This is a genomic window from Olsenella sp. An188, assembly GCF_002160255.1.
Lineage (GTDB): Bacteria > Actinomycetota > Coriobacteriia > Coriobacteriales > Atopobiaceae > Thermophilibacter > Thermophilibacter avistercoris.
This window is the reverse complement of sequence record NZ_NFKF01000003.1, coordinates 219623-245844: the sequence shown is the minus strand read 5'-3', so window position 1 is coordinate 245844 and position 26222 is coordinate 219623. Positions and strand designations below refer to the sequence as shown.

Sequence of the window (26222 nt, the reverse complement as noted above, 5' to 3'; positions counted from 1 at the left end):
CGTCCTTCCTACTCGCAGAACCCGTCGACCACGGCCGTGCCGCTCTTGGGGTCCTGGTGAATCTCGATGAATCCGAGCTTTGCCGCCTCGCGCAAAAGCGCCGTGAACGAGCGGTAGCCGTAGCTGCCCTCGGAGAACTGCGGGCGCTTGCGCTTCATCGTGTCCTTCAGGCGCGAGGCGAGGATGAAGCTGTCGCTCTCGCGCTGCAGCGCGTCGATGGTCTCGAAGAGCAGCTGGTAGCACTCGTGGCGGTCCTTGGGCACCTTGGCGGCGTAGTCGGGGATGCCGCCGGAGCTCCTGATGTCCTCGTAGAAGATGAACTCGTCGCAGACCTCGGTCAGAAGCGAGCTCGTGGCCTCCTTCATGCCCACGCCGATCACCGTCTTGCCGAACTCCTTGAGCTTGGAGACGAGCGGCGAGAAGTCCGAGTCGCCGGAGAGGATGGCGAAGGTGTCGATGTGGTCCTTCGTGAGGCAGATCTCCATCGCGTCCACGGCAAGGCGGATGTCGGCCGAGTTCTTGCCGGTGAAGGCGCGGTCGGGGATCTCTATGAGCTCGATGCCGAGCTCGTGCAGGGGCGTCACGGCGTCGGAGAAGCGCTGCCAGTCGCAGTAGGCGCGCTTGGCCGTGATGCGGCCCTTGTCGACGAGGCGCTCGAGGATGAGCTTGACGTCGGGCAGCGGGCCCGGCTCCTGGTGGCCGTTGCGCTTGCGCCGGCCGGTGCCGAGCGCGAGGTTCTCGAAGTCGATGAGCACCGCGATGGAGCTCTGGGGCATGTCGTTACCGTTCAAGGTGGGTGGGTCTCCTTACTGCGTTGATGCCGGGCGCCTAGTGGTCGTGGCAGTGGCACTCGTGGTCGGCGCCGTGGTCGTGGCCGCAGTGGCACTCGTGGCCCTCGCCGTGGTCGTGGCCGCAGCCGCACTCGTGCTCGTCCTCGTCGCGCTCGAGCAGCGACCAGTCGAGGCCGGCGGCCACGCAGTCGGCCTCCTCGCGGTAGAGCAGCGTCAGCGCCTGGGTGCCCATGCGCGCGCCGCCGATCTGGCAGAGCATGTCGAAGAGCGTGAAGGCGGTCTCGGCGCCGGGCAGCGTGATGTCGAGCTCCTCGGAGCGCTGCAGCGCCAGCGCGATGTCCTTGCGCAGGTGCTCGGCCATGAAGCCGGGGCGGTAGTCGCCGGCGAGGGACTTGGGCGCGAGCGTGGCCGACGCGCCCGAGCCGCCGGTGCCGCTCGCCATGACCTCGAGCACGCGCTCGGGGTCGATCCCGGACTGCTCCGCGAGGGCGAGGGCGTCGGCGTAGCCGACCATGCACGAGGCGAGGCTCACCTGGTTGCAGAGCTTGGCCGCCTGGCCGCCGCCCGGAACGTCGAAGTAGAAGCGGCGCGCGGAGAAGCACTCGAGCAGGGGCAGCACCGGGGCGACGTCCTTCTCGGCCGCGCCGACGATGAGCGTGAGGGTGCCGTCGAGCGCCCCCTGCTCGCCGCCCGTGACGGGGCAGTCGAAGGCGTGCTTGTCCTCGACCTCGGCGGCGTCGTGGATGTCGCGGGCGAGCTGCGGGGAGCTCGTGGTGAGGTCGATGAGCCAGGCACCCTTCTTGGCGGTGCGGATGAGCCCGTCGGTGGCCAGGTAGACGTCCTCGACCTCGGAGGGGTAGCCGACCATCGTGAGGACGACGTCGGCGTCCGCCGCGGCCTCGGCGGGGCTGTCGGCCCAGTGGGCTCCCCTGGCGAGAAGCGCCTCGGCCTTCTCGCGCGTGCGGTTGTGGACGGTGAGGTCGAACCCGGCGTCGAGGATGTGGGAGGCGATCGCGGCGCCCATGATGCCGGTGCCGACGAGGGCGACCTTGCGGATGTGGGTGGTCATGTCGTGTGCGTTTCCTTTCGCAACTTTTCCCAAAAGGCGCCCCCGCGGGTACGGGGGCGCTCAGATAATACCAGCTGTCGGGAGGGGGCGCCCGCCGCCGTGGCGCGGCGGGGAGCCTCTCCACACGCGCGTTACTTCTCGCCCTTCACGCGTCGCGCGATGCGGTCGGTGAAGGAGAGCGCCTCGCGGCGGTCCTTGCCCCAGAAGAGCAGGGCGACCATGCCGGGGCCGACGTGCGCGCCGATGACCGGGCCGACGGAGCTGTAGATGATCGGGACGTCGGCGCAGCCCGGCTCGCGGCGCACCTGGTCGGCGAGCCAGCGCGCGTCCTTCTCGGCGTCTGCGGAGACGATGCCTATGGGCAGCTTTTCGTCCCCACCCTCGGCGCCGAGGTAGTTGGCCTTGAAGTCGGCCAGGATGGCGCGCAGGGCCTTCTTGCGGCCGCGGCACATACCGCGCAGCGTGAGGGCGCCGTTGGTGTCGTAGGAGAGCTCGGGCTTGATGTCGAGCTTGCCCCCGACCGTGGCGGCGGCCGGCGGGATGCGGCCGCCCCGGGCGAGCGCGTCGAAGGACTCCAGGGTGAAGTAGCCGTGGACGTAGTAGCGGGCCTCCTCGACCCACGCCACGAGCTCCTTGGCCGTGAGGCCGTTGGCCGCCTGGCGGACCGCCTCGATGGCGAGCAGCTCCGCCGCGGCCGACGGGCAGACGTTGTCCACGACGTAGATCTCGAAGTCGGGGTGGCTCTCGCGGACCATGTCCGCCGCCTGGCGCGCGGCGTCCACGCTCGAGGAGAGGCCGCGGGTGAAGGCCAGGTAGACCGTCGGGGTGCCCTCCTCGGCGGCGCGCTCGAAGACCTCGAGGTAGTGCCCGGGGGTCACGGCCGAGGTGGTGGCCACCTCGCCGGCGCGCATCCGGTCGTAGAACTCCTTCGCGGACATGGTCTTCCAGAGGTCGTCAGCGTACTCCTGGCCGCTCATGACGTAGGTGAAGTGCACGACCTCCACGCCGAGGGCGTCGGCGACCTCCGGCGCGAAGTCCGCGCAGGAGTCCACGATGATGTTGACGCTGGCCTTGCGGTGATAGGCACGGCCCAGGCGCGCAGCCTCCTGCGACGCCTGGGCGTTGTCGGCCGAGTCCGCGGCGTCCGCCGCGGGAGCGGTCGCCCCGGAGTCCGGGACGGCCCTGACGTCGGTCTGGGTGCTACTCATTCTCCTCCTCGATCTTGGGCTTGATGATGCCGTAGCCGCCGTTCTTGCGGTGGTAGATCACGTTGATGAGGCCCGTGGTGGCGTTGGTGAAGACGTAGAAGTCGTGGCCGATGAGGTCGGTCTGGACGAGCGCCTCCTCCTCCGTCATGGGCACGAGGTCGATGTACTTCTCGCGCACGAGCTGGTCGTCCTCGGTCTCGCCGGGGACCGGCTCGATGAGGGCGGCGAGGTCCTCCTGGGTGACGGTGCCCCCCTTGGCCTGGGCGACGCGCTGGCGGCGGTCGATGACGCGCGTCTTGTACTTGCGGAGCTGGCGGGTGACCTTGTCGGCCGCCTCGTCGATGGCGGAGTACATGTCGTCGGAGCTGGCGACGACGCGGACCACGTTGTCGCGGACGAAGACGGTGACCTCGCAGGCCTTGCGCTCGGGGTTCGAGGGGTTCTTGTCGACGCGAAGAACGACGTCGCAGGTCATGGGCTTGATGTCGAACACCCTGAGGGCGCTGCCCACCTTCTCCTCGACATGCTCGCGCAGGGAGTCGGAGACGCTCACCTTGCGACCCGAGATCTTGATGTCCACCATGCGAACCTCCTATCGGTTGGCCTGGGGGCGGGCGACGGGCCCGTCCCTAGAACACTGATACCCAATTGGGCGCTCGCCGGACGGCAGAAACGCCCGCGGCGTTCCCCCGGCGGGCGAAGCTACTCGGCGGGCGTGGTGTCGTCGGGGGTCTCGGCGCCGTCGGCGGACGCCTCGGCGTCGGCGGACGGCGTGCGCTCGACGAGGTTCGCCACGCGCGTCTCGTCGGTCAGCACGGGCAGCGAGCCCACCCAACGGGCGCGCGCGACGTCGCCCACGCCGTTGGTGGAGATCGTGTCCAGGGCCGTGGCGAGCGCCGCCTGGAGCTCCGCGTTGGACCCCGAGACCGCGATGCCCACCGCGGAGGGCGAGTCGAGCGTGCCCACGAAGGAGGTGCCGGGGTAGGCGGTGGCGAGGTAGGCGCCCGCGTAGGCGTCGCAGACGACGAAGTCGGCCTCGCCGGCGTCGAGCGCGTCGAAGCCCGCGTTGAGGTTGTCCACGTTCACCTCGGTGACGTCGAGCTCGTAGCCCATGAGCACGCTCTCGGAGACCGAGCCGCCCTGCACGGCGACGCGCGCGCCGGAGAGCGCCGAGGCGTCGGCGGGGACGTCGAGGCCCTGCTTGGTGAAGACGCCCGTGGCGCTCTGAACGTAGGAGCCCACCACCGTGGCGCCGCCGGCGTTCTCAGCCGTGACGCCCATCACGACGTCGCAGCTCTCAGCGAGCGCGGTGTCCACGTCCGAGACCGAGACGAACGAGACCGTGCCGAGCCCGAGCGCGTCCGCGAGGGCGTGGGCCACGTCGACGTCTATGCCGCTCTGGCTGCCGTCGGACGCGGCGAGGGAGAGCGGGGCGGACTCGGTGGTGAGGATGCCCACCGTGAGGGTGTCGGCCTGGCGCAGCGCGTCGCTCGTCACCACGGGCGCGAGCTCGGCGCGGGCGGCGGCCTGGGCGTCCGCGACGGAGGTGCTCATGAGGAAGTCGTCGAGGTCGACGGGGCCCACGGAGCACCCTCCGAGGCCCAGCGCGAGGCCGAGGGCGGCGACGGTGGCCGCTGCGGCGCGAATGTGGTTGCTCAGCATGGCAAGCCCTTCTTCCCGGCGGGGACCTTCTGCGCGTCTCTCCCAGCTGACCTGGTCTTTGCCCCCACACCCGCGTACCGGGAGCGTCGCTTTCGGCGCCGCGGCGCCTCCACTCTAGCCCCTCTCGCCCGCGAGGCCGGATGCCTCATGCGTATGACGGGCGGTACGACTTACCTCTAGGACGAGCCATGATCGCACGGGCGCGCACGCCCGGGCTTACGTGGATCCCTTTGCCCTCGTCTGGCATGGACTTGGTCGGCGCGGGCAGACGCCCGCCCCTCCCGCAACCACAGACCTGGTCGAGACCACTCGAGTATACCCGCCCCCAGAAGACGTCGGGGGCAGCGTTCTCCAACCGGCAACGCGCCGGCGGGCGGACGGCGGGCGGCCGGCGGGCGGGCTGGGCGCGGCCGGGGGGCTCACCAGACGCGCGCGAAGACGCAGGCGGTCACGGACGCGGCGCCGCGGGCGAGGAGGGCGCGGGTCGCCTCGGCGAGCGAGGCGCCGGTCGTCGCGACGTCGTCGAGCAGCAGCAGGCGCGCCCCCGCGACGTCCTGCACCACGCGGGCCGTGCCCGAGAGGTTGGCCGAGCGCTCCTCGCGGCCGAGCTCGCGCTGGTCGCGCGCCGGAGCCCGCACGAGCGCGTCCGCGAGCGGCAGCCCCGCGCACCCGGCGAGGGAGCGGGCCACGAGCTCCATGTGGTCGAACCCGCGCCGGGAGAAGGCGGCGGCCGTGGCGGGGACGAAGCACACGCCGTCGGTCTCGCGCGGCGAGAAGCGCGGCCGGCCGTCCGCCGCGGGCCACGCCGACGCCTCCTCGAGCGCGGTGAGCATGGCGGCGGCCATGGCCGGGGCCAGGCGCAGCTCGTGGGCGTCCTTCAGGCAGGTGACCATGCGTGCCGGCGTGCCGCGGAAGCCGAGCGCGGCTATCGTGGCGCGCGCGGGCCACGCCGCGCCGCCCGGCTCTCCGGGACACTCGGTGCACGTGAGGTGCCCGTACGGGACCCCGCACGCCGGGCACGCGAGGCGCTGCTCGACCCACGGCAGGCGGGCGCGGCACTCGTCGCAGAGGAGCTCGCCGGGCTGGTCGCACCCCACGCAGCGCGTGGGCCACAGGACCTCCGCGAGCCCCTCCCCCGCCGCACGGACAAGACCCCCTATACGCACAGCGACCCCCTTCCGCTGAGGCTGGGGGTCGCTCGGTAGGGAGAAGTCTAGCACGGGCGGACGGCGAAGTCCCGCTCGGGCGCGAGGCCGCGCGGGTATCATCGCTAGTGAGAAGGGAGGCGCCCATGCGCACGGTTTTCTGCGACCTCACACGAAGGCAGCTCGACGAGCTCGGGCTTTGTCCCGACGCGGCCGTCGTGCGCGAGGACCTTCTCGCCGCGCGCGACTGCGCCGGGTGCTTTGGATGCTGGACGCGCACGCCCGGGGCCTGCGTGGCGCGCGACGCGCTCGGCGACCTCGGGAGCCTGCTCTCCCGCACGGACGAGCTGGTCGTCGTGTCCAAGATGACCTTCGGCTGGCTCTCGCCGCTCGCCAAGCGCGCCCTGGAGCGCTCCCTCGGCTACCTGCACCCGCGCTTTGCCGTGACCGATGGCGAGCTGCACCATCGCATGCGCTACGACCACACCTTTGACCTGCGGTTTGTTCTCTACGGCCCCTCCACGGACGCCGAGCGCGCCACGGCGCGGCGGCTCGCCGGGAGAAACGCCCTCAACTTTGGCGCCCGCCTCGCGGGCGTCGGCTTTCCCGGCGACGTGAGCGGCATACCCGCCGAGAGGGACGCGCCGGCGTCAGCGCCGTGCGAGCCGGCGGCGTCGGGGGTGCCCGCGCTCCCCCGCCGCGTCGCGCTCGTCAACGCCAGCCCGCGCGGCGAGCGCTCGACCACCGCCGCCCTTCTCGCCGACCTCGAGGAGGCGCTCGGCGTCTACGCGCGCGTCTACGGGGACGGCCCCGCGCCGGAGGTGGTCCACGTGGGCTGCCCGCGCTCCGGGGCGGACGGCGACGCGCTCTCTGGCTGCGACACGGTGCTTCTCGGCTATCCGCTCTACGTGGACGCGCCGCCCGCCGGGCTCGTGGACCTCCTCGGGCGCGCGGCGGGGCTGATCGCGCCCGGGACGCGCGTCTACGCGCTGGCCAACATGGGGTTCTACGAGCCCGAGCAGATCGAGCCGTCGTTTGCCCTGCTCGGGCAGTTCTGCCGGATGGCGGGCGCGCGATGGATGGGGGGCGTCGCCGTGGGGGCGGGGCCCATGGTCGCGGCCACGGCGCGCGGCCCACGCATGGGCTGGGCGCGCAGGGCGGTCTCGGAGGCAGTGGACCGCCTCATCGCCGCCATGCGCTCAGGCTCGGCCGCGGGCTTCGACGGCGTTCGCCAGGGCGTCCCGCGCCAGGCCTACCGACGTGCCGCCGAGAAGTGCTGGCGCGACCTGGCCCGCGCGAACGGCGTTGACCTCGACGCGCGACCGTAGCGCGGGGGGGCGTGCGGGGCGCTGGGGCGACCGTAGCGCAGGGGGCGTGCCCGCACTCGATGGCCTCACCCAAGAAGTGCGGGCGCCGAACGGCGAGAAGGACGTCGAGTGCGGGGTTCTTCTCGACAGACGCCCTTGAGTGCGGTTCCGCCCAGCCGGAAGGCCCGCACTTCTGGAGTGCGGGCGAGAAGTGCGGGCATCAGGTGCGGGCTAGGCGAGAAGTGCGGGCGCCGGGGACGAGAAGTGCAGGCGAGGCTCGGGCGCAGACGGGGCGAGGGGCGCCGTCGCGCGACCGTCCGGGCCCCTACACGCCGAACAGCGTGCGGGCGTTCTTCCAGAGCGCCGCGTACGTGGCCGCCCGGTCCTCTCGGCCCGCCGCCTCGCGCGCGTCGGCCACGCAGGCTGCCGTGTAGGCCACCATGGCGGGCTCGCACTCCTCGCCGCGCAGGGGCACCGGCGCCATGTAGGGGCTGTCGGTCTCCGTGAGCAGGTAGCGCTCGGGGCAGTACGCGGCCGCCTCGCGGATGTCGTCCGAGCGGCTGAAGGTGGCCGCGCCGCCAAAGGCGACGTGGCAGCCGAGGCGCGTGAAGTCCTCCATCACCTTGAGGCCCGAGGTGAAGCAGTGCAGGTCGCAGCCGCGCGCCGGCACGCCCTCCTCGCGCAGGATGCGCGCCGCCTGCAGGTGGGCCGTGGCGCGCACGTCACCCGCGGCGTCACGGATGTGCAGCTCGACGGGCAGGTTCAGCTCGTGGGCGATGCGCAGCTGGGCGCGGAAGGCCGCCTCCTGCGCCGCGGGGCCCACGCCGCTGTACGGGCCGTAGTCCAGGCCGAACTCGCCCACGCCCACGGCCCGCGGGCTCTCGAGCAGCTCGCGAAGGCGCCCCAGCGCCGCGTCGTCGAGCGCCTCGGCGCCGTAGGGGTGCGCGCCGGCGACGATCCTCACGTTGTCCAGCAGGTCCGGCACGTCGTCGAAGCCCTCGAAGGCCGGCGGGACGAAGCCCTGCCCGGCGCACTCCGCAAGGCACTCGCGCGCGATCTCTACCTGCTCGTCGAGCCAGGCGAGAAACGCCTGCACGTCCGGCCACTTGCGCCCGACGTCGCTCACCGGGTCGACCGGCACCACGAGCAGCCGCACGCCCGCGAGCGCGGCGCGCGCGATGGCGAGCGCCGGGTCGTGGGCGCGGAAGCTCGTGAGGTGCCCGTGGGTGTCCGCGAGCGGGGCGAGCGGCGCGGGCAGCGGGCACGCGCGCCCCCTGCGGTCGTGGAAGAGCTCGCGGTCGGCGAGCGTGAGGTGGTCGAGGGCAACGGGCTCGGGCATGGTTACTCCCCCTCGTCGAGCGCGGCGGCGAGCCGCACGAAGTCTTCCGGCGCGAGCGTCTCCGCACGGCAGGTGGGCGCGATGCCGCAGGCCGCGAAGGCGGCGTCGAGCGCCTCGCGCGCGAACCCGGACGCGGACATCGAGTTTCTTATGGTCTTGCGCCGCTGGGCGAACGCGGCGTCTATCACGGCCGACACGCGCGCGACGTCGCCCGCGCCCTCGAGCGGCGCGCGCTCCAGCCGCACCACGGCGGAGTCCACGTGCGGGGGCGGCATGAAGTTGCCCGGCCCCACCTCGAAGCGTCCCGTCACGCGGGCGAGAAGCGCCAGCTTGGCGGTGTAGGCGCCGTAGGTGCGGCCACCCGGCTTGGCGCAGATGCGGTCCGCCACCTCGGCCTGCACCATCACCACGGCGCGCTCGAGCGAGCCCATCCGCTGGAAGAAGTCCAGGATGATCGTGGCGGCCACGTTGTAGGGCAGGTTGGAGACCATCACCGTGGGCTCCCCGCCCGCCGCCTCGGCGATCGCCTCGGCCGGGACCGCGAGCGCGTCGCCCATGAGGTAGGCGAAGTTGGGGTGCGCGGCGGCGTGGGCGGAGAGCACCGGCTCGAGCGAACGGTCCATCTCCACCGAGACGACGCGCGCGGCGTCGTCGAGCAGCGCGAGCGTGAGCGTGCCGATGCCCGGCCCCACCTCGAGCACGCGCTCGGTCCCGGCGAGGTCGGCGAGGTCCATGATCTTCTCGATGACGCGGTCGCTCACCAGGAAGTTCTGGCCCAGGCTGTGCTTGGTGGCCAGGCCGTAGGCCTCGAGCAGCGCACGCGTGGCGCCGGGGCTCGCAAGCGGTGATCTAGCCACGGCGGCCTACTTCTTCTTGGTGTCGAGGCGCGGGAAGAGCGCGTCTCCCTTGGTCACCGCCACGCCGCCGGCAAGCCCGCCCCACGCGCAGGCCGCGCGCAGGTCGTCGGTGCCGGCCTCGCCCGCGAGCGACATGCGGCGCAGGACCTCGGCCGAGGTCTCGGGCATGAGCGGAGCGAGCAGGTGCGCGCAGATGCGGATGGACTCGAGCAGGTCGCGGATGATGTCCGCGAGCTCGCCGGCGCGCTCCGGGTCCTTGGCCACGGCCCAGGGCGCGGAGTCCTCGATGTAGTGGTTGGCGGCGTGCACGAGCTCCATCACGGCGTCCTTTGCGCCCACGTAGTCGAAGCGCTCCATGCACGCGGCGTAGCGGTCGTAGATGCCCGTGGCCACGCCGCGCAGCACGCCGTCCTTCTCGCCCCAGCCCTCGGGGCACTTGGGCGTGGCGCCGTCGAAGTACTTGGCGCTCATGTTGAGCGCGCGGGAGACGAGGTTGCCCCAGCTGTTGGCCAGGTCGGCGTTGTAGACCTGCTCCATGCGCTCGAAGGAGATGGCGGAGTCCTCGCCGTGGGAGACGTCGGTCATGAAGTAGTAGCGGTAGCCCTCCACGCCGAGCAGATCGATGACGTCGCGCGGGGCGATGGCGTTGCCGCGGGACTTGCTCATCTTCTCGGCCTTGCCGGTCTCGGAGTTGCGCACCGTGAGGAAGCCGTGGGCAAAGACGTGCTCGGGCAGGGCCTCGCCGATGGCCATGAGCATGGCCGGCCAGATCACGCAGTGGAAGCGGATGATGTCCTTGCCCACCACGTGGCACTGGGCGGGCCAGCGGCGCGCGAGCTCGGCGCGGGCCTCGTCGGAGTCCACGCTGTAGCCCACGGCGGTCATGTAGTTGAGCAGCGCGTCAAACCACACGTAGGTCACGTGGCCGTCGTCGAAGGGCACCTGGATGCCCCAGTCGAAGGTGGTGCGGGACACGGAGAGGTCCTGGAGCCCGCCGGCCACGAAGGTGCGAACCTCGTTCATGCGGAAGTCCGGCTGCACGAACTCGGGGTGCTCGTCGTAGAGCGCCAGCAGGCGGTCCTGGAAGGCGGAGAGCTTGAAGAAGTAGGACTCCTCCTGGACGCGCTCGAGCGGGCGGCCGCAGTCCGGGCAGAGGTGCTCGCCCTTCGTGCCGCGCTCCTCGTCGGCCTTCTCCACCTGGGTCTCGGTGAAGTAGGTCTCCTCGGGCACGCAGTACCAGCCGTCGTAGGAGCCCTTGTAGAGGTAGCCGGACTCGCGCATGCGCTCCCACAGGTACTGGACCGCGTGGTGCTGGCGGGGCTCGGTGGTGCGGATGAAGTCGTCGTTGGAGATCTCCAGCTCGCGCCAGAGCTCGGTGAAGAGCGGCGCCTGGGAGTCGCACCACTCCTGCGGCGTCATCCCGTGCTCGGCGGCGGCCTCGGCGACCTTCTCGCCGTGCTCGTCCATGCCGGTCAGGAACTTGACGTCGTAGCCGGCGGCGCGGCGGAAGCGCGCCTGGACGTCGGTCAGGACGGTGCAGTACGCGGTCCCCAGGTGCGGGGCGGCGTTGACGTAGTAGATGGGGGTGGTGATGAAGTAGGACGGCTTCTCTGCCATGTGACGACTCCTCATGACGGATCTTGGCATGCGGGGTCGATTGTAGCGCTAACGCCCACGCGACGGGCGGGCGGAGCGCGCTTGTCGGCGCCGCGCGCTTCTCGCCCTGCTGTGCCCTTCTCGCCCCGCCGCGTCCTTCTCGCCCCGCCGCGTCCTCCGACTCCGCGGCGTCCTTCTCGCCCCGCCGCAAAAAAGGGCCGCGATTGGGTGGCATGTTTGATGGGGTGCATCAAGAATGCCACCCAATGTCGAGAAAAACCTGGCAAAACGGCCCCAGGCGGCCCCCTGGGTGGAGTCGGGCATCAAACATGCCACCCAACCAAAGGGGTTTTGTGACAGGACGGGGCTCCCCGGAGACGCGGGAAGGGCCAGACACCCAATCGGGCCACTTTTCTGGCAGACCAGGGTCGCGCGCTTGTGCCGCGGGCAGCCGCGTCGTGCCCAATCGGGTCGCCGTTTCGGCGGGCCACGGCCACACCCCGGCCCGGGCCCGGGCGAGAAGAACCTCGAGGTCCGCCCGCTACCGGCCCGCCGCGGCCACCACGGCGTCGTAGACCTCGGCGCGCGGCAGGCCGAAGGCGCGCGCCAGGCGCTTGGCAAGCGCGCTCTTGGGCTCCCCCGCCGCGAGGCCGGCGGAGATCTCCTCCTCGAGCGGGCGCGCGGGGCCCGCCGCGGCGGCACGGCGGCGCTCGAGCTCGTCGGGGCCCGGCGCGGCGATCACGACGACGCACTCGCCGCGCACCTCGCCGCGCGCGGCGACCTCGGCGGCGAGCTCGGCGGCCTCGCCGCGCACGACCTCCTCGTGGAGCTTGGTGAGCTCGCGCACGAGCGCGACGCGCCGGCCGCCCATCACCTCGGCGACGTTGGCGAGCGTCTCGGCGACGCGGCGCGGGCTCTCGTAGACCACGATCGCGCCCGGCACCGCGGCGAGCTCCTCAAGCCGCGCGCGCTGCGCGCCGGGACGCCGCGGGAGGAACCCCTCGAAGAAGAAGTGCTCGCTCGCGAGCCCCGACGCTACGAGCGCGCAGGTCACGGCACTCGGACCGGGCACCACCTCGACCCGCTCGCCGGCGTCGAGGGCGGCGTCCACGAGGCGCTGGCCCGGGTCGGAGACGCCCGGCATGCCGGCGTCCGAGACGAAGGCGACCCGCTCGCCGGCCGCCAGGCGCGCGAGCACCCCCTCGATGCGACTGGCCATGACGTTCTCGTCGCAGCGCTCGAGTCGCGCGCGCACGCCGAGCGCGCTCAGGAGCCTGCCGGTGACGCGCGTGTCTTCGCAGAGCACGAGGTCCGCCTCGCCGAGCGTGCGGACCACGCGGGGCGAGGCGTCCTCGAGGTTTCCTATGGGGGTTCCGACGACGCTGAGCAGTCCGGCCATCAGACGATCATCCCGCGCTCGAAGGTGGCGAGCGCGACGCGCGCGTCCCAGCCGGCGAGCATCCCGCTCGTCTTCCAGGTGTTGAAGAACCACGCGGGGCACTTCTCGTAGGAGCCGAGCTGCTCGGAGGTGTAGACCCGCTCGAGTGCGATGCGCCCCTCAGGCGTCATCTGGGAGTCGGCGATCGGCAGGGAGGACGACCACTTGCCCACCATGACCGGCATGCCGGAGCGCTGGGCGTCGCGGACGTGGCGCGCGTGCGCGGCGACGAGGCGCCGCACGCCGGAGGGTCCGGAGACGTCCACGCGCGGGGCGGAGCGGTCGAGGTGGCAGTCGAGCCAGACGTTGCGGTAGTGGCGCTGCGCCATGAAGCGGCCCCAGCCGTTGGCGACCCCGCCGTCGGGCATGATGACGACCGGGTCCTCCCCGGCGGCGCTGCGCACGAGCTCGTAGGCCTCGCGGTAGTAGTTGCGCAGGCGGTGCAGGGGGACGCCGTCTGTGAGGGTGAGGCCGCGGCGGACCTGCGGGACCGCGTCGTCGGCGAGCTCCAGGCCGAAGAAGCCCACGCGCGAGGCGTAGCGCTTGGAGAGCGCATAGACCACGTCGAGCACGCCGTCGCGCGGGACGTGGCAGTCGGCCAGGTCGGGGGCGATGCCGTTGCCCGAGTGCGGGCCGCCCGGGTTTATCGCCAGCGTGAAGACGACCTTGAGGCCGATCTCCTCCGCCCAGTCGAGCGCCTGGTCGACGTGCTCGATGCAGCCCACGTAGGGGCCGGGCTCGGGACCCTGCTCGCCGTAGACGTACCAGGGCACGCCCAGGCGCACGGCGTTGAAGCCGCGGGAGGCTATCTTGACGAAGTCCTCGCGCGTGACGAACGAGGCCCGGTGGCGCCGCACGAGCTCGGCGTAGCGCCGCGGCCCGAGCGCGGTGACGAGCGCCTCCTCGTCAAGGGCGCCCGCCTCGGCAAAGAGCTCGGGCGTGACCCACGACTCGAGCGTCAGCCAGCCCGTGAGATTGACACCGTGCAGGGAGTTGCTTCCCATGACGCACCTCCGCCTCTCCCAGTCTCCCGACTCTCTCCCCCCACCTGAGAGTATAGCGACCCCGCCGGACGCAACCGATGCGCAAGAAAAACTAGGGGGCCGGCGGCGCTGCGTCGGCGACGGGCGGCTCGGGGCCGGAAAGGCCGCCCCCAGTCCCTCCCTGAACTGCGCCCGGGGCTACTCCCAGAGGTAGGTCGCGCAGTTGAGCGGGGTCTCGTAGACGTCGACCTGCGAGCACGGCAGCCCCCGCTCGCGCAGGCGCTCGCAGAAGTGCCGCGCGAGGTTCTCGGCCGTGGTGCGGAAGGGCAGGACCTTGAGGGTGAAGCCCTCGGACTCGAGCGCCGCGACGGTGGCCGGCGCGAGCGTTCCCTCCTCCACGAGGAACATGTGGTCGAACTCCGCCACGAGCGAGCGGACCTCGCGCTTGAACGCGCCGAAGTCGCAGACCATGTCGCGCTCCGTCCCGGCCCCGCCCAGCTCGCCGGAGCGCAGGTAGCACACGACGCGCCAGCGGTGTCCGTGGAGGTTCTCGCACTTTCCGTGGTAGTCGGCCAGGAAGTGCGCGGAGTCGAAGCTCGCCTCGGTCTTGAGTCCGTACATGGGGATCCTCTCGGTCGGGTGGGTCCATGGTAGCGCAGGCGACGCGCGGCCCTTCTCGCCGGCGCGCCCAAACCACGGGGCCTGCGCACGCGCCGCCTCGCGGACGTCGCGGCAGCGGGCCGGCGCGTTGGGCTACCATAGCAGGCCGCCAGACCGCGGCGCCCCGCGCGCCCCGACCCAAGGAGCACCCATGCAGCTCTCCGAGCAGCTCGCAGACTACGCAGCCTCGCGCTTCGACGCCCGCCGCCCCCTTCTCGGCGAGAAGGGCCGCGAGCTCGACGCCGCCCTCCAGGCGCTGCCGATCGACGACGCCGTCCTCGCGCGCTACTTCTGCGCCACGCTGCCGCTCACGGACGTCTTCGACACCCCCTTCGACGTGCTCGCCGCCCACGCGCGCCACGCGCTCATGCTGCGCGAGTCCCGCCCGGAGACCGCGGCGCTGCCCGAGGACGTCTTCGTGCACTACGTGGCGTGCCCGCGCGTGAACAACGAGCCGCTCGACCGCTGCCGCGAGGCGCTCTGGGAGGCGCTCGCCCCGCGCGTGGCCGGGCTTGCCGCCGAGCGCGCCGTAATCGAGGTCAACTACTGGTGCGCCGAGGTGGCGACCTACCAGACCACCGACGGGCGCACCCTGGGCGCCCTCGGCGTGATCGCGGGCGCGGCGGGCCGCTGCGGCGAGGAGTCCACGCTGCTCGTCTCCGCGCTGCGCGCCGTGGGCATCCCGGCCCGCCAGCTCTACGTGCCCTGGTGGGCCCACTGCGACGACAACCACGCCTGGGTGGAGGCCTACGCGGGCGGCCGCTGGCACTACCTCGGCGCCTGCGAGCCCGAGGAGGCGCTCGACCGCGGGTGGTTCACGGCGGCCTCCGGTCGCGCGCCGATGGTGGCCACGCGGCTCTTCTCGGACTTTGGCTGCGCCCCCGAGGACGTGCTCATGCGCAGCGGCTGCTCCGTCACGGTGGGCGTCACGCAGTCCTACGCCGAGTCCTCGCCGCTCGAGGTCCGCGTCCTCGGGGCTGACGAGCGCCCGGCCGCGGGGGCGACGGTCTCGCTCGAGGTCCTCAACATGGCCGGGTGGCGGCCGCTCGTCACCCTCACCGCCGACGACGAGGGCCGCTGCGGCGCGGTGCTGGGCCACGGGAGCGTCCGCGTCCACGCCAGCGCGGGCGCGCTCATGGCCGAGAAGGACGTGGACACCGCCCTCGTCTCGCAGGTGTGCCTGGCGCTCTCGGCCGCGCGCGTGAGCGAGAGCAACTCCGGCTGGCGCGCGATCGACGTGCGGGCGCCCAGGGACCACCCGGCCCCGTCCGGCGCGCTCACGCCCGAGATGGCCGAGCGCGGCCGAGCGCGCAAGGCCGAGGCGGACGAGAGGCGCCGCGCCTCCGTGGCGTCCATGCGCGCGCACGCCGAGGCGCTTGCGGCGCGCGCCGCCGGGCTGCGCCCGGAAGACGACCCCGCCGTGGTGGCGCGCGTGCTGGGCGGAGCGCTCGGGAACGCCGACGAGGTGCTTGCGTTCCTGTGCGCCGGTCCGGAGCCGGAGCGCCTGACGATGCTGGCGGGCCTTGCCGAGAAGGACTGGCTCGACCTTTCCGCCGACGTGCTTGAGGGCCACCTCGCCGCCGCGCTCGCCGGGCGCGACACGGCGCTGGCGCGGCTGGCCGCCGCGGGGCTCGCGCCGGAGGAGGCGCGCGAGACCTGGGAGCGCTACGTGCTCTGCCCGCGCGTCGGCCTCGAGCACCTGAGCGCCTGGCGCCCCGTGCTGCCCGCGGCGCTGCCGGACGAGCTCGCGGCGCTGGTCGGGCGCGACCCGCGCGCCGCCTGGGCGTGGCTCGCCGACCACCTGCGCTTCTCGCCGGCGGAGCACGTGGCCAAGCTCGTGGGGACGCCCGTCGGGGCGCTCGCCTCGGGCGAGGCGTCGGAGGTCACGCGCCGCACGCTCTTCGTGGCGGCCTGCCGCTCGCTCGGGGTGCCCGCGCGACTGGGGGAGGCCGACGGGCGGGCCGAGGCGCTTCTCGCCTGCGGACGGTGGGCGTGCGTGGAGGGCTCGCCCGAGTCCCCGGGCGAGCGGGACGCCTCGCTGCGCCTTACCTGCGACGAGGGCCGCGCGCCCGTCTACGGCGTGGACTGGTCGCTCGCCCGGCTCACCACGTCGATGCAGGTGGGCGGCCAGGAGCTCTTTGGCTTTGCGCCGCTCGACCTGTGGGGCTCTGAGTTCGAGGACGGCGCGCTGACGCTCTCGGTGCCGGCCGGGACGTACCGGCTCACCACCACGGTCCGCCTGCCGGGCGGCAACCAGCAGGTCCTCGAGCGCGCCCTCGAGGTGGACGGGACGTGCGAGGTGGCGCTGCGGATGCGCGAGCCCGCGGCCGAGGACATGTTCCAGGCAATCGAGCTCCCGGCCGCGGGGGGCCTCGTGCGCGCCGGCGAGAAGGGCCTTGGCCTCGTGGCGTTCCTGGAGCTTGCCGAGGAGCCGACGGAGCACCTGCTGAACGAGCTCGCCGACAGCGCGGCCGGCGTGGGCGCGGCCGGCGTGGGCGTGACGCTCGTCACGCGCGAGGACGCCGAGGCCGCGGCGGCCGACCCCACGCTCGCGCGCTCCCTCTCCGTGCTGCGCGACGCCGGCGTGGTCGTGACGCTCGTCCGCGACGACTTCTCCGAGCTCCCCGAGCGCCTCGCGCGCCGCATGTTCGCCGACCCGGAGGCGCTGCCGCTCTGCCTGCTCGCGGACTGCCGCGCGGCGGGCGCGCCGGTGGGGCTCTTCGCGCGCGGCGGCTACGCGGTCGGGACCGTCGAGCTCGTGCTGCGCCTGGCCGCGCTCGCGTAGCGGGGCCAGGCGCGACGCACGGCGCCACCCCGCGCCGCACCACACCGCCACCGCGCCGCGCCGCCGCCCCGCGCCGCACCACCACCGCGCGCCGCCGCCCCGCGCCGCTTAAAGAACTGGGGTTATGGCAGCGCCGGGCCACGACCTGCTTAGGGATACGGGGTTATGGCAGCACTGACCCGCCGCGCGCTTACGAAAGTGGAGTTATGGCAGCGAGAAGGACCGTCGGGCTTCTCGCCACCTGGGGTTTCTCGCCTTGCCGCGCGCCATGGGCACTCCTTGGCTGCCATAACCCGGGATTTCTAAGCACGCGGGGCAACGCGGTTGCCATAACCCCGTATCCCTAAGCAACGCCGGCGCCGGCCACGGCCGCACGGGGGACATATGCAGGTTGCGGACGGTTTGGCCTCCCAAAGTGACCGCAACCCGCACGTAGCCCACGCACGTGCGAGTTGCGGTCGATTCAGACGAGAAAACCGTCCGCAACCTACGCGCTCTGGGGCGTGCGAGGTCGCGGACGGCCCATACCATCTAGGCGAGAAGAACGCGGGCTCGACGCTACTCGGCGCCGCCCGCCGGCGCGCCGCCCTCGCCGGGCGAGCCCGCGCCGCCGCGCCCGCGGCCGCCGCGACGGCGGCGCCGGCGCTTGGGTGCACCCTCGGCGCCCGGCTGCTGCGGCGCCTGGCCGCCCTGCGGCGCCGGCCGCTCGCCGCCGGCGGCGGCCGCGCCACCCTGCTGGGCGCGCCGGCGGCGCGACGGCTGCATGCCCCTCGGCTGCGCGCCCTTCTCGCCCGCCGCGGCCTGGCCGCCCTTGTCGCCCGGGCGGCGCGTGCGGCGCTGCCCGGCCTGCTGAGCGCCCTCGCCGGCAGCTCCGCCCTCGGCCGCCTGGTGGTGGCGCCTGCGGTGCGTGCCGGCCGCCGGGGCGGCCTGCTGCTCGGACGACGCCGCCGAGGACGCTCCCCCGCCGTCGCCCGGACGGCGCTTGCGGCGGCGGCGCCCCGAGGCGGCCTCGTCGCCGGACGGCGCCGACGAGCCCGCGACGCGCTCGTTCTTCTCGCCGGACGCGGGACCGCCGGCCGTGGCGCGACGCCTCTTGCGCCGCGGCTCCACGAAGAGGTCGGCCGCGTCCACCTCGGGCTCCGCGACGACGCCGTTCTTGCGGTCGAGCTCGGCGAGCGCCATCTGCACGTCGGGCGACTCGAGGCGGTCGAGCACCTCGCGCGTCACGGTGTCGGGGCGGCACGGGCAGCCGAGCTCCTCGCTCTTCCTGTGCGCCGCCTCGGAGGCCGTCATGTCCGCGAGCGCCACGCGGATCTGCTTGCCGTTCTCGAGGCGCAGGCAAATCTGCTCCTTGGGCGTGTCGTACTCGACGATCTTGCCCTTGCCGAGCGGCGTGTCGATCACGGCGTTTCTCTTGGGCGCGCGGCTCTTGAAGTCGCGGTAGGCCTCGAACTCGTAGCGCAGGCAGCACATGAGGCGGCCGCACGCGCCGGAGATCTTGGTGGAGTTGAGGGGCAGGTCCTGCTCCTTGGCCATGCGGATGGAGACCGGGTCGAAGCCGGTGGCGAAGCGGCGGCAGCAGAGCTCCTGGCCGCAGTGCCCGTAGCCGCCCACGATGGCCGCCTCCTCGCGCACGCCGATCTGGCGCATGTCGATGCGCACGTGGAACTCGCGGGCGAGGTCGCGCACGAGCTGGCGGAAGTCCACGCGCTCCTCGGCGGCGAAGTAGCACACGGCCTTCTCCCCGTCGAAGAGGTACTCCACGCCCACCGGCTTCATGTCGAGCCCCGACTCCGCCACGTGGCGGCGGAAGGCGGGCATGGACTCCTCGCCGCGGCGGGCGAGCTCGTCGGCGCGCACGAGGTCCTCCTCGGTCGCGATGCGCACCACGTCGCGCAGCTGGGCGCCGCCGATCGTGGAGGAGAGCTCCTCGGGCGTGACCTCGCGCGCGTCGCCGACGGCCAGGCCTATCTCGTGGCCGCGCTCGGTGGCGCAGATGACGTGGTCGCCCTCCTGCGCGCCGGTGCCGGCCGGGTCGAACCACAGGTCGCGGGCGGCATAGGTGAACTTCACCGGGATGATGGTGGGCATGCGAGTGCCTCCTTGATGCGAAGCAGCATGACCTCGAGGGTCAGCTGGGGTGATACGTTGTGCGCGAGGTCGTCCGCGGCACGCTCGCACGCGTCGAGCGCGCGCAGGGCCCCCGCGGTGTCGCACGCGGCGGCGATGCGGTCCACGGTGGCGGCCGCGTCCTCGTTGACGACGCCCCCGCCGACGCCCTCAAGGCGCCCGAGCACGTCGCGCAGCAGCGACTCCGCCGCTGCCAGGGCCTCCATCATACCCGAACGCTCCCGCGCGGTGAGCTCGCGCTTGTTGGCGTCCTCGACCTGCTTGAGCGCGGAGGAGGTGAGGAAGTCCTGGCTCTCGCGCAGGGCGTCCTCCTGGGCCTGCTTGACGTCGGCCAGGGGCACGGCCACGGCGGCCACGATCTCTCGCGCGGCGAGAAGAACGTCCCAGGAGTCGTCGCGTGCCAGCGCGTCGAGCGCGCCGACCACCAGGCGCCGCACCTGGCGGCGCGCCGGCGACTGGAGGAAGTCGACGGCCCGCGCGGGGGTCCCGGCCACGGCGAGCGCCACGCGCGCCTCGGACTCGCACGCGACGCAGCCGCGCGTCACGGCCTCGAGGCCGGCCGCCGGGGACGTCGCGCGGAACGGCACCCGCTGGCAGCGCGAGACGATGGTGGGGAGCATGGAGGCGACGGTGCGGGCGCACAGGATGAACATCACGCCCTCGGGCGGCTCCTCGAGGGTCTTGAGCAGGGCGTTTGCCGCCGCCGCGCGCAGGAGCTCGGCGCGCTCGAGCACGTAGACCTTCGAGGCCGCCCGCACGGGGGCGAGGCTCGCGTCGGCGATGAGCTCGCGGACCTGGGCCACGAGGTAGCCCGTCGCGCTGCCGGGGGCGAGCCAGCGGACGTCGGGGTGGGTCCGGTGCGCCACGCGACGACACTCGTCGCAGGTGGCGTCTCCGCCGCTCGGGCACACCACGCACTTGGCGAGCGCCTCGGCCGCCTCGTGCTTGCCCGACCCGGGCGCACCCACGAAGAGGTAGGCGTGCGAGAGCCTCCCCTCGGCGAGCGCCGTGGCGAGGAGGTCTCGCACGCGCGGCTGGTCCTCGAGCGAGGCGAGGGCGGCGGGCATGGGGGCGGCGGACGGCGCGCTCATGGGCGGCTCACGTCCACGAGGTCGGCGATCGCGGCGAGGGCGCGCCCCGCCACCGCCTCCCGCTCGCCCGAGGCGTCCACGACGCGCACGCGGGCGGGCTCGGCCTGGGCGAGGCGCAGGTAGGCGTCGCACACGCGACGCTGGAACGCAAGCCCCTCGGCCTCCATGCGGTCGGCGCCGCCGGCCGTGGCGCGCGCGTAGGCGAGCTCGGGGTCGAGGTCGAAGACAAGCGTGCGATCGGGGTCGAGTCCGCAGCTGCCGAGGGCGTTCGCGCGCCGGACGAGGTCCTCGGGCAGGGAGCGCCCCCCGGCCTGGTAGGCGTAGGTCGAGTCGTAGAAGCGGTCGCACAGCACCACGGCGCCGCGCGAGAGGGCGGGCTCGACCACCTCGCGCACGAGCTGGGCGCGACTGGCCTCGTAGAGCATGAGCTCGCACTCCGGGCACATCTCGGCGTTGGCCGGGTCGAGCAGGATGGCGCGGACCTTCTCGGAGATCGCGGTGCCGCCGGGCTCGCGCAGGCGCACGACCTCGCGGCCGGACGCCTCGAGCGCGTCGGCCAGACGCGCGGCCTGCGTGGACTTGCCGCAGCCGTCCGCCCCCTCGAGCGTGATGAAGACCCCGCGCATACATCCTCCCCCTCACGAGCTAGTGAACCTTTTCATGATAGCGCGACGAGGGTCCTGCCGCGAGAAAACCACGGGGCGGCGGAGCGGCCGCGGCCGCAGGCCCGGCTACCGCACGAAGTTGGTCCAGGCGCCCGGCTCGGCCTCCGGCAGGCCCACGCCCGCGGCACGCCCGGCCTCGACGCACCTGAGCAGCCACGCCATGTTGCGCCCGAGCTGGCGCATGGTCCACAGGCCCTCCTCGTCCCGCTCGACCTGCTCGGCGCTCTGACCGTGCACCATGTTCCAATAGCGGCTGCTCACGATCGGCATCTGGGAGATGGTGAAGTACTTCTCGATGTCGGCGAGGGCCGAGGTGGTGCCGGCGCGGCGTGCGGAGGTCACGGCCGCCGCGGGCTTGTAGGCAAAGACGTTGGGCTGCCCGGCGCGTCCGTTGGCGTAGAAGACGCGGTCCATGAAGCCGAGCAGCGACGCGCCGGCGCGACCGTAGTGCACCGGGGCGCCAAAGACGAAGCCGTCGGCGTCTGCCGCCTTGGCGAGAAACTCGTTGACGCCGTCCTTCTCGCCGAACGCGCAGCGCCCCAGCTTGTCGCAGGCGTGACAGGCCGTGCAGCCGCCCACCGGACGCGCGCCCACCCAGAAGACCTCCGACTCCACGCCGTTCTCGGCAAGCGTCTTGGCAACCTCCTCGAGCGCGCGGTTGGTGCATCCCGCCTGGTGCGGGCTTCCGTTGAGCATCAGGACCTTCATGTGTGCCCCTCTCCATAGGCGACGTTACGTTGCCAATTCTACCCCGGAGTCCCGCCCCGAATCACCGGGCGCCAGCTTGTTGACGCGGCGGTCGTAGGTGAGAAGCCCGTTGGTCTCCTCCTCGACGTCCGTAAGCTGTGTGTAGACGTAGCCGGCCAGGCCCTCGGCCTCCAGGGCGTCCGCCCGGGCGAGAAGTGCGCGCACCTCGCGGGCAAACGCGGGGAGGTCGTCCGCACGCTCGTAGCCGTAGGACGTCCCCAGGCTCACGTGGCCGGGGACCGCGCAGCTCACGCCGCCGAACTCCGAGATGGCGAAGGCACGCCCGGGCGCCTTCCCCCGCGCCGGGTCCGGCCAGACCTCAAGCGGGCGGAAGTAGTTGTGGACGCTGAAGAAGTCGCCGCAGCCCTGGTCGTACCAGCCGCTCGTAGCGTCGATGGGGCGCGTGGGGTCGAGCGCGCGGACCGCCTCCGCGGCGGCACGGGCGTCGAACTGGCCCCAGCCCTCGTTGAAGAGCGTCCAGCCGATGACGCAGGGGTGCGCGCCGAGCAGGCGCACCGTCCCCTCGCAGGCCTCGCGCCACGCCGCGCGGTAGGCGGGGTCTGCCGCGGAGAGCTGGCGAGCCGCGCGCGGACCCGCGTCTGCGTGGCGTGACCAGCTCGCGCGCAGCAGCGTGGGCAGGTAGCTCGTGTGGAGAGCGTCGTAGGGGCCGGGGTCGCCGCCGGAGACCATGTCCTGCCAGACGAGCATGCCCATGCGGTCGCAGAGGGCGTAGAAGCGCGGCTGCTCCACCTTGAGGTGCTTGCGCAGCAGGTTGAAGCCCAGCTCGCGGGCCGTGCGGATGTCATGGGCAAGCGCCTCCTCGCCGGGTGCGCTCAGAAGGCCGTCCGGCCAGTAGCCCTGGTCGAGCACGCCGCGCAGGAAGACGGGCTCGCCGTTGAGCAGGACGCGCGGGGTGCCATGGGCGTCAGGCGCCACGCGCACGTCCCGCACGCCGAGGTAGCTGTGCACGCGGTCCGCGCCGTAGGCGAGGTCGAGGTCGTAGAGGTGCGGGTCGTCCGGGGACCAGAGGCGCGCGTCGGGCAGCTCCAGCGTGAGGGTCGCGCGGCCGTCCCGCGCGCGGACCAGGCCGCGAGCCACCTCCCGGCCCTCGTCGAGCACGCGGACGAGGAGCTCGTCTGAGCCCGTGACCTCGGCGAGAAGCGCCACGCTGGCCGGGGCGCCTCCCCTGCCCGGGCGCGCGTCCACCGCGAGCGAGCGCACGTGCGCCGCCGGGACCGCCTCAAGCCACACGTCCTGCCAGATGCCGCTCTGCGCCGTGTACCAGATGCCACCGCGCGCCAGCCGCTGCTTGCCGCGCAGCGTGGGGCCGGCGTCGGAGGGGTCGTGGACGCAGAGCTCGAGGCGGTTCTCGCCGGGGCGGAGCGCGTCGGTGACGTCCGCGCAGAAGGGCAGGGAGCCGCCCACGTGCTCGGCCACGCGCGATCCGTTCACGAGGACGGCGCACGCCCAGTCCACGGCGTCGAGGTGCAGGATCGCCCGCTCGCCGGGCCCGAGGGCGGGGGCCGCGAGCGCGCGGCGGTACCACAGCAGCTCCGTCGGCTTGAGCTGGCGCCGCACGCCCGAGAGCGGCGCCTCGGGCGAGAAGGGCACGCGGATGGGCCGCCAGCCGTCCGCGGGCGGGGCGGCCTTGCGCCAGGCCGCGCCCGCGTCCGGCCCCGCCGCAACGAACGCGCACTCCCACCAGCCGTTGAGCGACGTCCACCGCTCGCGTGCGAGCTGCGGGCGCGGGTGGGAGGCAGGCGCCGTGGCGAGGTCCTTCTCGCCGGAGGCAACGCGTGCGCCCCAGGGCGTCCAGAGCTCGGTAAGCTCCACGTCCTGCGGCGGTTTGGGCTTGCTTGCGAGCACGCGCCTCAGATCCAGCATGGCGTCCCTCCCTGCACTCGGGCGCTCCCGGTCACACTCACTGCCACATTTTGACCGATTGTGGGTGTTTGCCCGCCTCCGCGCTGCGCGGGAGGCCGGTTTTGGCGGAAACCCCCTCCGATTGGGTGGCATCCTTGATGCCGCAGGCCCTTCTCGCCGGAAGGGCGACGAAGAATCCTGCAGCAACGTCGGCCTCGCGTGCCGATCTGGCAAAAACCCGGGCGCGAGACCACGGCCCGTATCAAGGATGCCACCCAATCGCGGCGACTTTGCGCGGGAGTGCGGCCAGGCCGGCGCAGGGAACCCCGCATACGGCGAGAAGGACCTGCGGCCGGCGCTAGGACTTCTTCCTGGGAGCCGCCTTGCGCCCGCCGCCCGCTCGCCCGCCGCGGCCACGCGAGCCCCGCGCGGCCTCCTTCTTCTCGCGACCGGGGCAGCTCATGTTGGGGCAGAGCTTCCAGGGCCCGCGCGCCGTGGTCACCACGACCATCGGGGCGCCGCAGTCCGGGCAGGTCTCGCCCGTGGCCTCGAGCGCGCCGCGCGCCGGCAGGGGGTAGCTCGTGCCGCACTCGTCATAGTTGGTGCAGCGGATGAAGCGCTTGCCGCTCCTCTCGGACTTGTGGGCGATCAGGCGCCCGGAGCGCCCGGCCTCCCTGCACGCGGGGCACTCCCCCACGTCCACGTCCGGCTCGCGGTTGGTCTCGCACGCGGGGTTGACGCACACCTCGTAGGCGCGGCTGCGAAACGGCTGCACCTTGACGCGCGGCGCCCCGCACGTGGGGCAGACGGCCGCCTCGCCCTCGAGCGCGACGATCTTGCCCTGCGGCAGCGGGTAGGTGACGTCGCACTCCGGCCAGCCCATGCAGCCGGCAAAGCTGCCGCGCGTCTTGGCCGAGGTCTTGACCACGAGGTCGCGCCCGCACTTGGGGCACACGCCGATCTTGGCGTCCGCCGTCACGGCGTCCGCGATCTGCTCGGAGAGGTCGTCGGTGTGCTCCACGAGCGCGTCCATGAGGCCGGCGAGAAGCGCGCGGGAGTGCGTGACCACCTGCTCCTGCGTCTCCACTCCGTCGGCCACGCGCGTCATGTCGTCCTCGAGCTCGGCCGTCATGTCCGGGCTCGTGATGCGCGGGGCGTAGGCCGTAAGCGCGTCGATGATGGCCATGCCCAGCTGGCTCGGCTCGACCGGGTCCCCGCGGAAGTACTTGCGCTCGTAGAGCGTGTCGATGATGCTCGCGCGCGTGGACTTGGTGCCCAGACCTCGCTTCTCCATCTCCTGGATGAGCTTGCCCTGGCTGTAGCGCGCGGGGGGCTCGGTCTGCTTGGCGAGAAGCTCCATGTCGGAGACACTCACCACGTCGCCCTCGGCCAGCGCCGGGAGCTGGTCGTCCTTCTTGAGGCCGTAGGGGTAGGCCGCGCGGAAGCCCGCGTCCACGAGCACCGAGCCGCTCACCGTGAAGGGCTCGCCCGCCACGTCCACGGTGACCTTGGTGCCCTCGATGGTTGCCGGGCCCATGAGCGTGGCGAGGAAGCGCCGCGCGATGAGGTTGTAGAGCTTCCACTCGGCCGGCTGGAGGCTGTCCGGGCTGGCCGGCGCCGTGGGGTAGATCGGCGGGTGGTCGGTGGTCTCCTGCTTGCCGCGGGTGGCCGTGAGCTTGTCCTGCTTGAGCAGCTCGTGGCACACGGCCCCGTAGGCGGGCACGGTGGAGAGCATGCGCACGCAGTCGCGCAGGTCGAGCGACTTGGGGTAGACGGTGTTGTCCACGCGCGGGTACGAGATGAGGCCGTCCATGTAGAGACTCTCGGCGAGGCGCATCGTGCGCGCGGGCGAGAGGCCCTCCGCGGCGGCCGCGGCCTGCAGGCTCGTGGTGTTGAACGGCGCGGGCGGGCGCTGCGTGCGACGCTTGCGCTCCACGGCCGTCACGCGGCCCTCGGTGGCGCCCTCCACGTGGCCGAACGCCGCCTGCGCCTCGCCCTGGTCCCAGAAGCGGGTCGTGGCGTGCGTGATGCGGAAGGGGCCCGCCGCGTCGCCGTCCTTCTCGCCCTGGCCCTGGAGCACCCAGTAGTCCTCGGGCTTGAAGGCAAGCCGCTCGCGCTCGCGCTCCACGACGAGGGCGAGCGTCGGCGTCTGCACGCGGCCGGCAGAGCGCACGTTGCCCAGGCCGCTCCAGCGGGCCGCCGTGAGGTAGCGCGTGAGGACGGCGCCCCAGATGAGGTCGATGTACTGGCGGGACTCGCCGGCGTCGGCGAGGTCCTGGTCGAGCTCGACGAGGTTGGAGAAGGCGTGGTCGATCTCGGCGCGCGTGAACGCGGAGTAGCGGGCGCGCGAGACGGGCACGCCGGGCGCCACCTCGCGGATCTGGCGCAGCGCGTCCGAGCCGATGAGCTCGCCCTCGCGGTCGAAGTCCGTGCCGATGATGACGCTGTCGGCCTTCTTGGCGAGGTTCTTGAGGGCGCGGATGATCTCCTTCTCGGCCGGGAGCTTCTCGATGGGCGCCCACACCAGGTACGGCAGGCTCGCGATCTTCCAGCCCTTGAGGTCGATCCCGTTGGCGAGGTAGGGCTTGCGCTTGGACTTGTAGGGCGGCCGCTCGAGGCCGTCGGGCACGTCGGCGGGCAGCAGCTCGCCGTCGGCCGTCACGCCCTGCCACCCCGCCTCGGGGTCAAAGGTGAGCTGGACGGGGAAGTCCACCTTGAGGATGTGCCCGCGCAGGCCGATGGTCACGCAGTCCTCGCCGTCCCAGGCGAAGCGATAGACCGGGGTGTTATAGACCTTGTCGGCCTTGGGCTTGCCGGAGGTGGAGAGCAGGCGCGCGATCTGCTGCGCGGCGTCGTTCTTCTCGGTGACGATCAGCTTCACTTGGG

The 26222-nt window shown here is 72.9% G+C and carries 20 protein-coding genes; 2 read left to right on the top strand and 18 right to left on the bottom strand.

Annotation, left to right across the window (positions count from 1 at the left end; all coding sequences use genetic code 11):
* Positions 1 to 8 precede the first annotated feature (8 nt).
* The 6 genes from B5F23_RS05220 to B5F23_RS05195 form a co-directional block, all read right to left on the bottom strand.
* A complete protein-coding gene (locus tag B5F23_RS05220) occupies positions 9 to 776 on the bottom strand; it encodes an NYN domain-containing protein (protein WP_087352467.1) in 768 nt (255 codons plus the stop codon).
* A 52-nt stretch (positions 777 to 828) separates the two neighbouring features.
* The gene (locus B5F23_RS05215) at positions 829 to 1860 is read right to left on the bottom strand and encodes an NAD(P)-dependent oxidoreductase (RefSeq protein ID WP_087352465.1); all 1032 of its coding nucleotides are present in this window, start codon (positions 1858 to 1860) and stop codon (positions 829 to 831) included.
* Between the two features lie 131 nt (positions 1861 to 1991).
* Positions 1992 to 3068 (bottom strand): DegV family protein, encoded by a 1077-nt coding sequence (locus B5F23_RS05210; RefSeq protein ID WP_087352463.1) that lies wholly within the window; start codon positions 3066 to 3068, stop codon positions 1992 to 1994.
* The gene (gene hpf / locus B5F23_RS05205) at positions 3061 to 3651 is read right to left on the bottom strand and encodes a ribosome hibernation-promoting factor, HPF/YfiA family (RefSeq protein ID WP_206392280.1); all 591 of its coding nucleotides are present in this window, start codon (positions 3649 to 3651) and stop codon (positions 3061 to 3063) included. Before hpf ends, B5F23_RS05210 begins: the two co-directional genes overlap by 8 nt.
* A gap of 119 nt (positions 3652 to 3770) precedes the next feature.
* Positions 3771 to 4730, bottom strand: a complete 960-nt coding sequence (locus B5F23_RS05200; protein WP_087352461.1) for a substrate-binding periplasmic protein — start codon at positions 4728 to 4730, stop codon at positions 3771 to 3773.
* A gap of 419 nt (positions 4731 to 5149) precedes the next feature.
* The gene (locus B5F23_RS05195) at positions 5150 to 5896 is read right to left on the bottom strand and encodes a ComF family protein (RefSeq protein WP_241145803.1); all 747 of its coding nucleotides are present in this window, start codon (positions 5894 to 5896) and stop codon (positions 5150 to 5152) included.
* Positions 5897 to 6021: 125 nt separating this feature from the next.
* Here B5F23_RS05195 and B5F23_RS05190 point away from each other — a divergent pair, with 125 nt between their 5' ends.
* On the top strand, positions 6022 to 7203 hold the full coding sequence (locus B5F23_RS05190; RefSeq protein ID WP_087352457.1) for a hypothetical protein: 1182 nt from the start codon (positions 6022 to 6024) through the stop codon (positions 7201 to 7203).
* 304 nt (positions 7204 to 7507) lie between these two features.
* Here the strand turns inward: B5F23_RS05190 and B5F23_RS05185 are convergent, their stop codons facing one another.
* The 6 genes from B5F23_RS05185 to B5F23_RS05160 form a co-directional block, all read right to left on the bottom strand.
* Positions 7508 to 8521: a TatD family hydrolase gene (locus B5F23_RS05185; RefSeq protein WP_087352455.1), complete on the bottom strand. Its 1014-nt coding sequence runs from the start codon at positions 8519 to 8521 to the stop codon at positions 7508 to 7510.
* A 2-nt stretch (positions 8522 to 8523) separates the two neighbouring features.
* Positions 8524 to 9378 (bottom strand): 16S rRNA (adenine(1518)-N(6)/adenine(1519)-N(6))-dimethyltransferase RsmA, encoded by an 855-nt coding sequence (rsmA, locus tag B5F23_RS05180; RefSeq protein WP_087352453.1) that lies wholly within the window; start codon positions 9376 to 9378, stop codon positions 8524 to 8526.
* Positions 9379 to 9384: 6 nt separating this feature from the next.
* Positions 9385 to 10995: a methionine--tRNA ligase gene (gene metG, locus B5F23_RS05175; RefSeq protein ID WP_087352452.1), complete on the bottom strand. Its 1611-nt coding sequence runs from the start codon at positions 10993 to 10995 to the stop codon at positions 9385 to 9387.
* A gap of 520 nt (positions 10996 to 11515) precedes the next feature.
* Positions 11516 to 12373 carry a 16S rRNA (cytidine(1402)-2'-O)-methyltransferase gene (gene rsmI, locus B5F23_RS05170; protein WP_087352451.1) on the bottom strand — a complete coding sequence of 286 codons (858 nt, stop codon included), beginning with the start codon at positions 12371 to 12373 and terminating at the stop codon, positions 11516 to 11518.
* Positions 12373 to 13416 (bottom strand): glycoside hydrolase family 5 protein, encoded by a 1044-nt coding sequence (locus B5F23_RS05165; RefSeq protein ID WP_087352449.1) that lies wholly within the window; start codon positions 13414 to 13416, stop codon positions 12373 to 12375. Before B5F23_RS05165 ends, rsmI begins: the two co-directional genes overlap by 1 nt.
* Positions 13417 to 13593: 177 nt before the next feature.
* Positions 13594 to 14016: a 6-pyruvoyl trahydropterin synthase family protein gene (locus B5F23_RS05160; RefSeq protein ID WP_087352448.1), complete on the bottom strand. Its 423-nt coding sequence runs from the start codon at positions 14014 to 14016 to the stop codon at positions 13594 to 13596.
* Positions 14017 to 14206: 190 nt separating this feature from the next.
* On the opposite strand from B5F23_RS05160, the gene B5F23_RS05155 reads away from it, so the two are divergent.
* Entirely contained in the window at positions 14207 to 16840 is a 2634-nt protein-coding gene (locus B5F23_RS05155) for a transglutaminase domain-containing protein (RefSeq protein WP_143786359.1), read from the top strand.
* Between the two features lie 558 nt (positions 16841 to 17398).
* Here the strand turns inward: B5F23_RS05155 and B5F23_RS05150 are convergent.
* The 6 genes from B5F23_RS05150 to B5F23_RS05125 all read right to left on the bottom strand — a co-directional run bounded on the left by B5F23_RS05150 (position 17399) and on the right by B5F23_RS05125 (position 26217).
* Positions 17399 to 18931, bottom strand: a complete 1533-nt coding sequence (locus tag B5F23_RS05150) for a PSP1 domain-containing protein (RefSeq protein ID WP_087352445.1) — start codon at positions 18929 to 18931, stop codon at positions 17399 to 17401.
* Complete coding sequence (locus B5F23_RS05145) at positions 18910 to 20061, bottom strand: DNA polymerase III subunit (protein ID WP_087352443.1); 1152 nt, start codon at positions 20059 to 20061, stop codon at positions 18910 to 18912. Before B5F23_RS05145 ends, B5F23_RS05150 begins: the two co-directional genes overlap by 22 nt.
* A complete protein-coding gene (tmk, locus tag B5F23_RS05140; protein ID WP_087352442.1) occupies positions 20058 to 20687 on the bottom strand; it encodes a dTMP kinase in 630 nt (209 codons plus the stop codon). The genes B5F23_RS05145 and tmk overlap by 4 nt, the downstream gene beginning before the upstream one ends.
* A gap of 105 nt (positions 20688 to 20792) precedes the next feature.
* Positions 20793 to 21434 carry a flavodoxin family protein gene (locus B5F23_RS05135; protein WP_087352440.1) on the bottom strand — a complete coding sequence of 214 codons (642 nt, stop codon included), beginning with the start codon at positions 21432 to 21434 and terminating at the stop codon, positions 20793 to 20795.
* A 24-nt stretch (positions 21435 to 21458) separates the two neighbouring features.
* Positions 21459 to 23357 (bottom strand): glycoside hydrolase family 2 protein, encoded by a 1899-nt coding sequence (locus B5F23_RS05130; RefSeq protein ID WP_087352438.1) that lies wholly within the window; start codon positions 23355 to 23357, stop codon positions 21459 to 21461.
* Positions 23358 to 23694: 337 nt separating this feature from the next.
* Positions 23695 to 26217: a DNA topoisomerase I gene (locus B5F23_RS05125; RefSeq protein ID WP_087352436.1), complete on the bottom strand. Its 2523-nt coding sequence runs from the start codon at positions 26215 to 26217 to the stop codon at positions 23695 to 23697.
* Between the last annotated feature and the right edge of the window lie 5 nt (positions 26218 to 26222).

What these genes read in the sequence shown, in the direction of transcription:
- B5F23_RS05220 (WP_087352467.1), bottom strand. Translation starts at nt 776, where the DNA reads ATGCCCCAGAGCTCCATCGCGGTGCTCATCGACTTCGAGAACCTCGCG.
- B5F23_RS05215 (WP_087352465.1), bottom strand. Translation starts at nt 1,860, where the DNA reads ATGACCACCCACATCCGCAAGGTCGCCCTCGTCGGCACCGGCATCATG.
- B5F23_RS05210 (WP_087352463.1), bottom strand. Translation starts at nt 3,068, where the DNA reads ATGAGTAGCACCCAGACCGACGTCAGGGCCGTCCCGGACTCCGGGGCG.
- hpf (WP_206392280.1), bottom strand. Translation starts at nt 3,651, where the DNA reads ATGGTGGACATCAAGATCTCGGGTCGCAAGGTGAGCGTCTCCGACTCC.
- B5F23_RS05200 (WP_087352461.1), bottom strand. Translation starts at nt 4,730, where the DNA reads ATGCTGAGCAACCACATTCGCGCCGCAGCGGCCACCGTCGCCGCCCTC.
- B5F23_RS05190 (WP_087352457.1), top strand. Translation starts at nt 6,022, where the DNA reads ATGCGCACGGTTTTCTGCGACCTCACACGAAGGCAGCTCGACGAGCTC.
- B5F23_RS05185 (WP_087352455.1), bottom strand. Translation starts at nt 8,521, where the DNA reads ATGCCCGAGCCCGTTGCCCTCGACCACCTCACGCTCGCCGACCGCGAG.
- metG (WP_087352452.1), bottom strand. Translation starts at nt 10,995, where the DNA reads ATGGCAGAGAAGCCGTCCTACTTCATCACCACCCCCATCTACTACGTC.
- rsmI (WP_087352451.1), bottom strand. Translation starts at nt 12,373, where the DNA reads ATGGCCGGACTGCTCAGCGTCGTCGGAACCCCCATAGGAAACCTCGAG.
- B5F23_RS05165 (WP_087352449.1), bottom strand. Translation starts at nt 13,416, where the DNA reads ATGGGAAGCAACTCCCTGCACGGTGTCAATCTCACGGGCTGGCTGACG.
- B5F23_RS05160 (WP_087352448.1), bottom strand. Translation starts at nt 14,016, where the DNA reads ATGTACGGACTCAAGACCGAGGCGAGCTTCGACTCCGCGCACTTCCTG.
- B5F23_RS05155 (WP_143786359.1), top strand. Translation starts at nt 14,207, where the DNA reads ATGCAGCTCTCCGAGCAGCTCGCAGACTACGCAGCCTCGCGCTTCGAC.
- B5F23_RS05150 (WP_087352445.1), bottom strand. Translation starts at nt 18,931, where the DNA reads ATGCCCACCATCATCCCGGTGAAGTTCACCTATGCCGCCCGCGACCTG.
- B5F23_RS05145 (WP_087352443.1), bottom strand. Translation starts at nt 20,061, where the DNA reads ATGAGCGCGCCGTCCGCCGCCCCCATGCCCGCCGCCCTCGCCTCGCTC.
- tmk (WP_087352442.1), bottom strand. Translation starts at nt 20,687, where the DNA reads ATGCGCGGGGTCTTCATCACGCTCGAGGGGGCGGACGGCTGCGGCAAG.
- B5F23_RS05135 (WP_087352440.1), bottom strand. Translation starts at nt 21,434, where the DNA reads ATGAAGGTCCTGATGCTCAACGGAAGCCCGCACCAGGCGGGATGCACC.
- B5F23_RS05130 (WP_087352438.1), bottom strand. Translation starts at nt 23,357, where the DNA reads ATGCTGGATCTGAGGCGCGTGCTCGCAAGCAAGCCCAAACCGCCGCAG.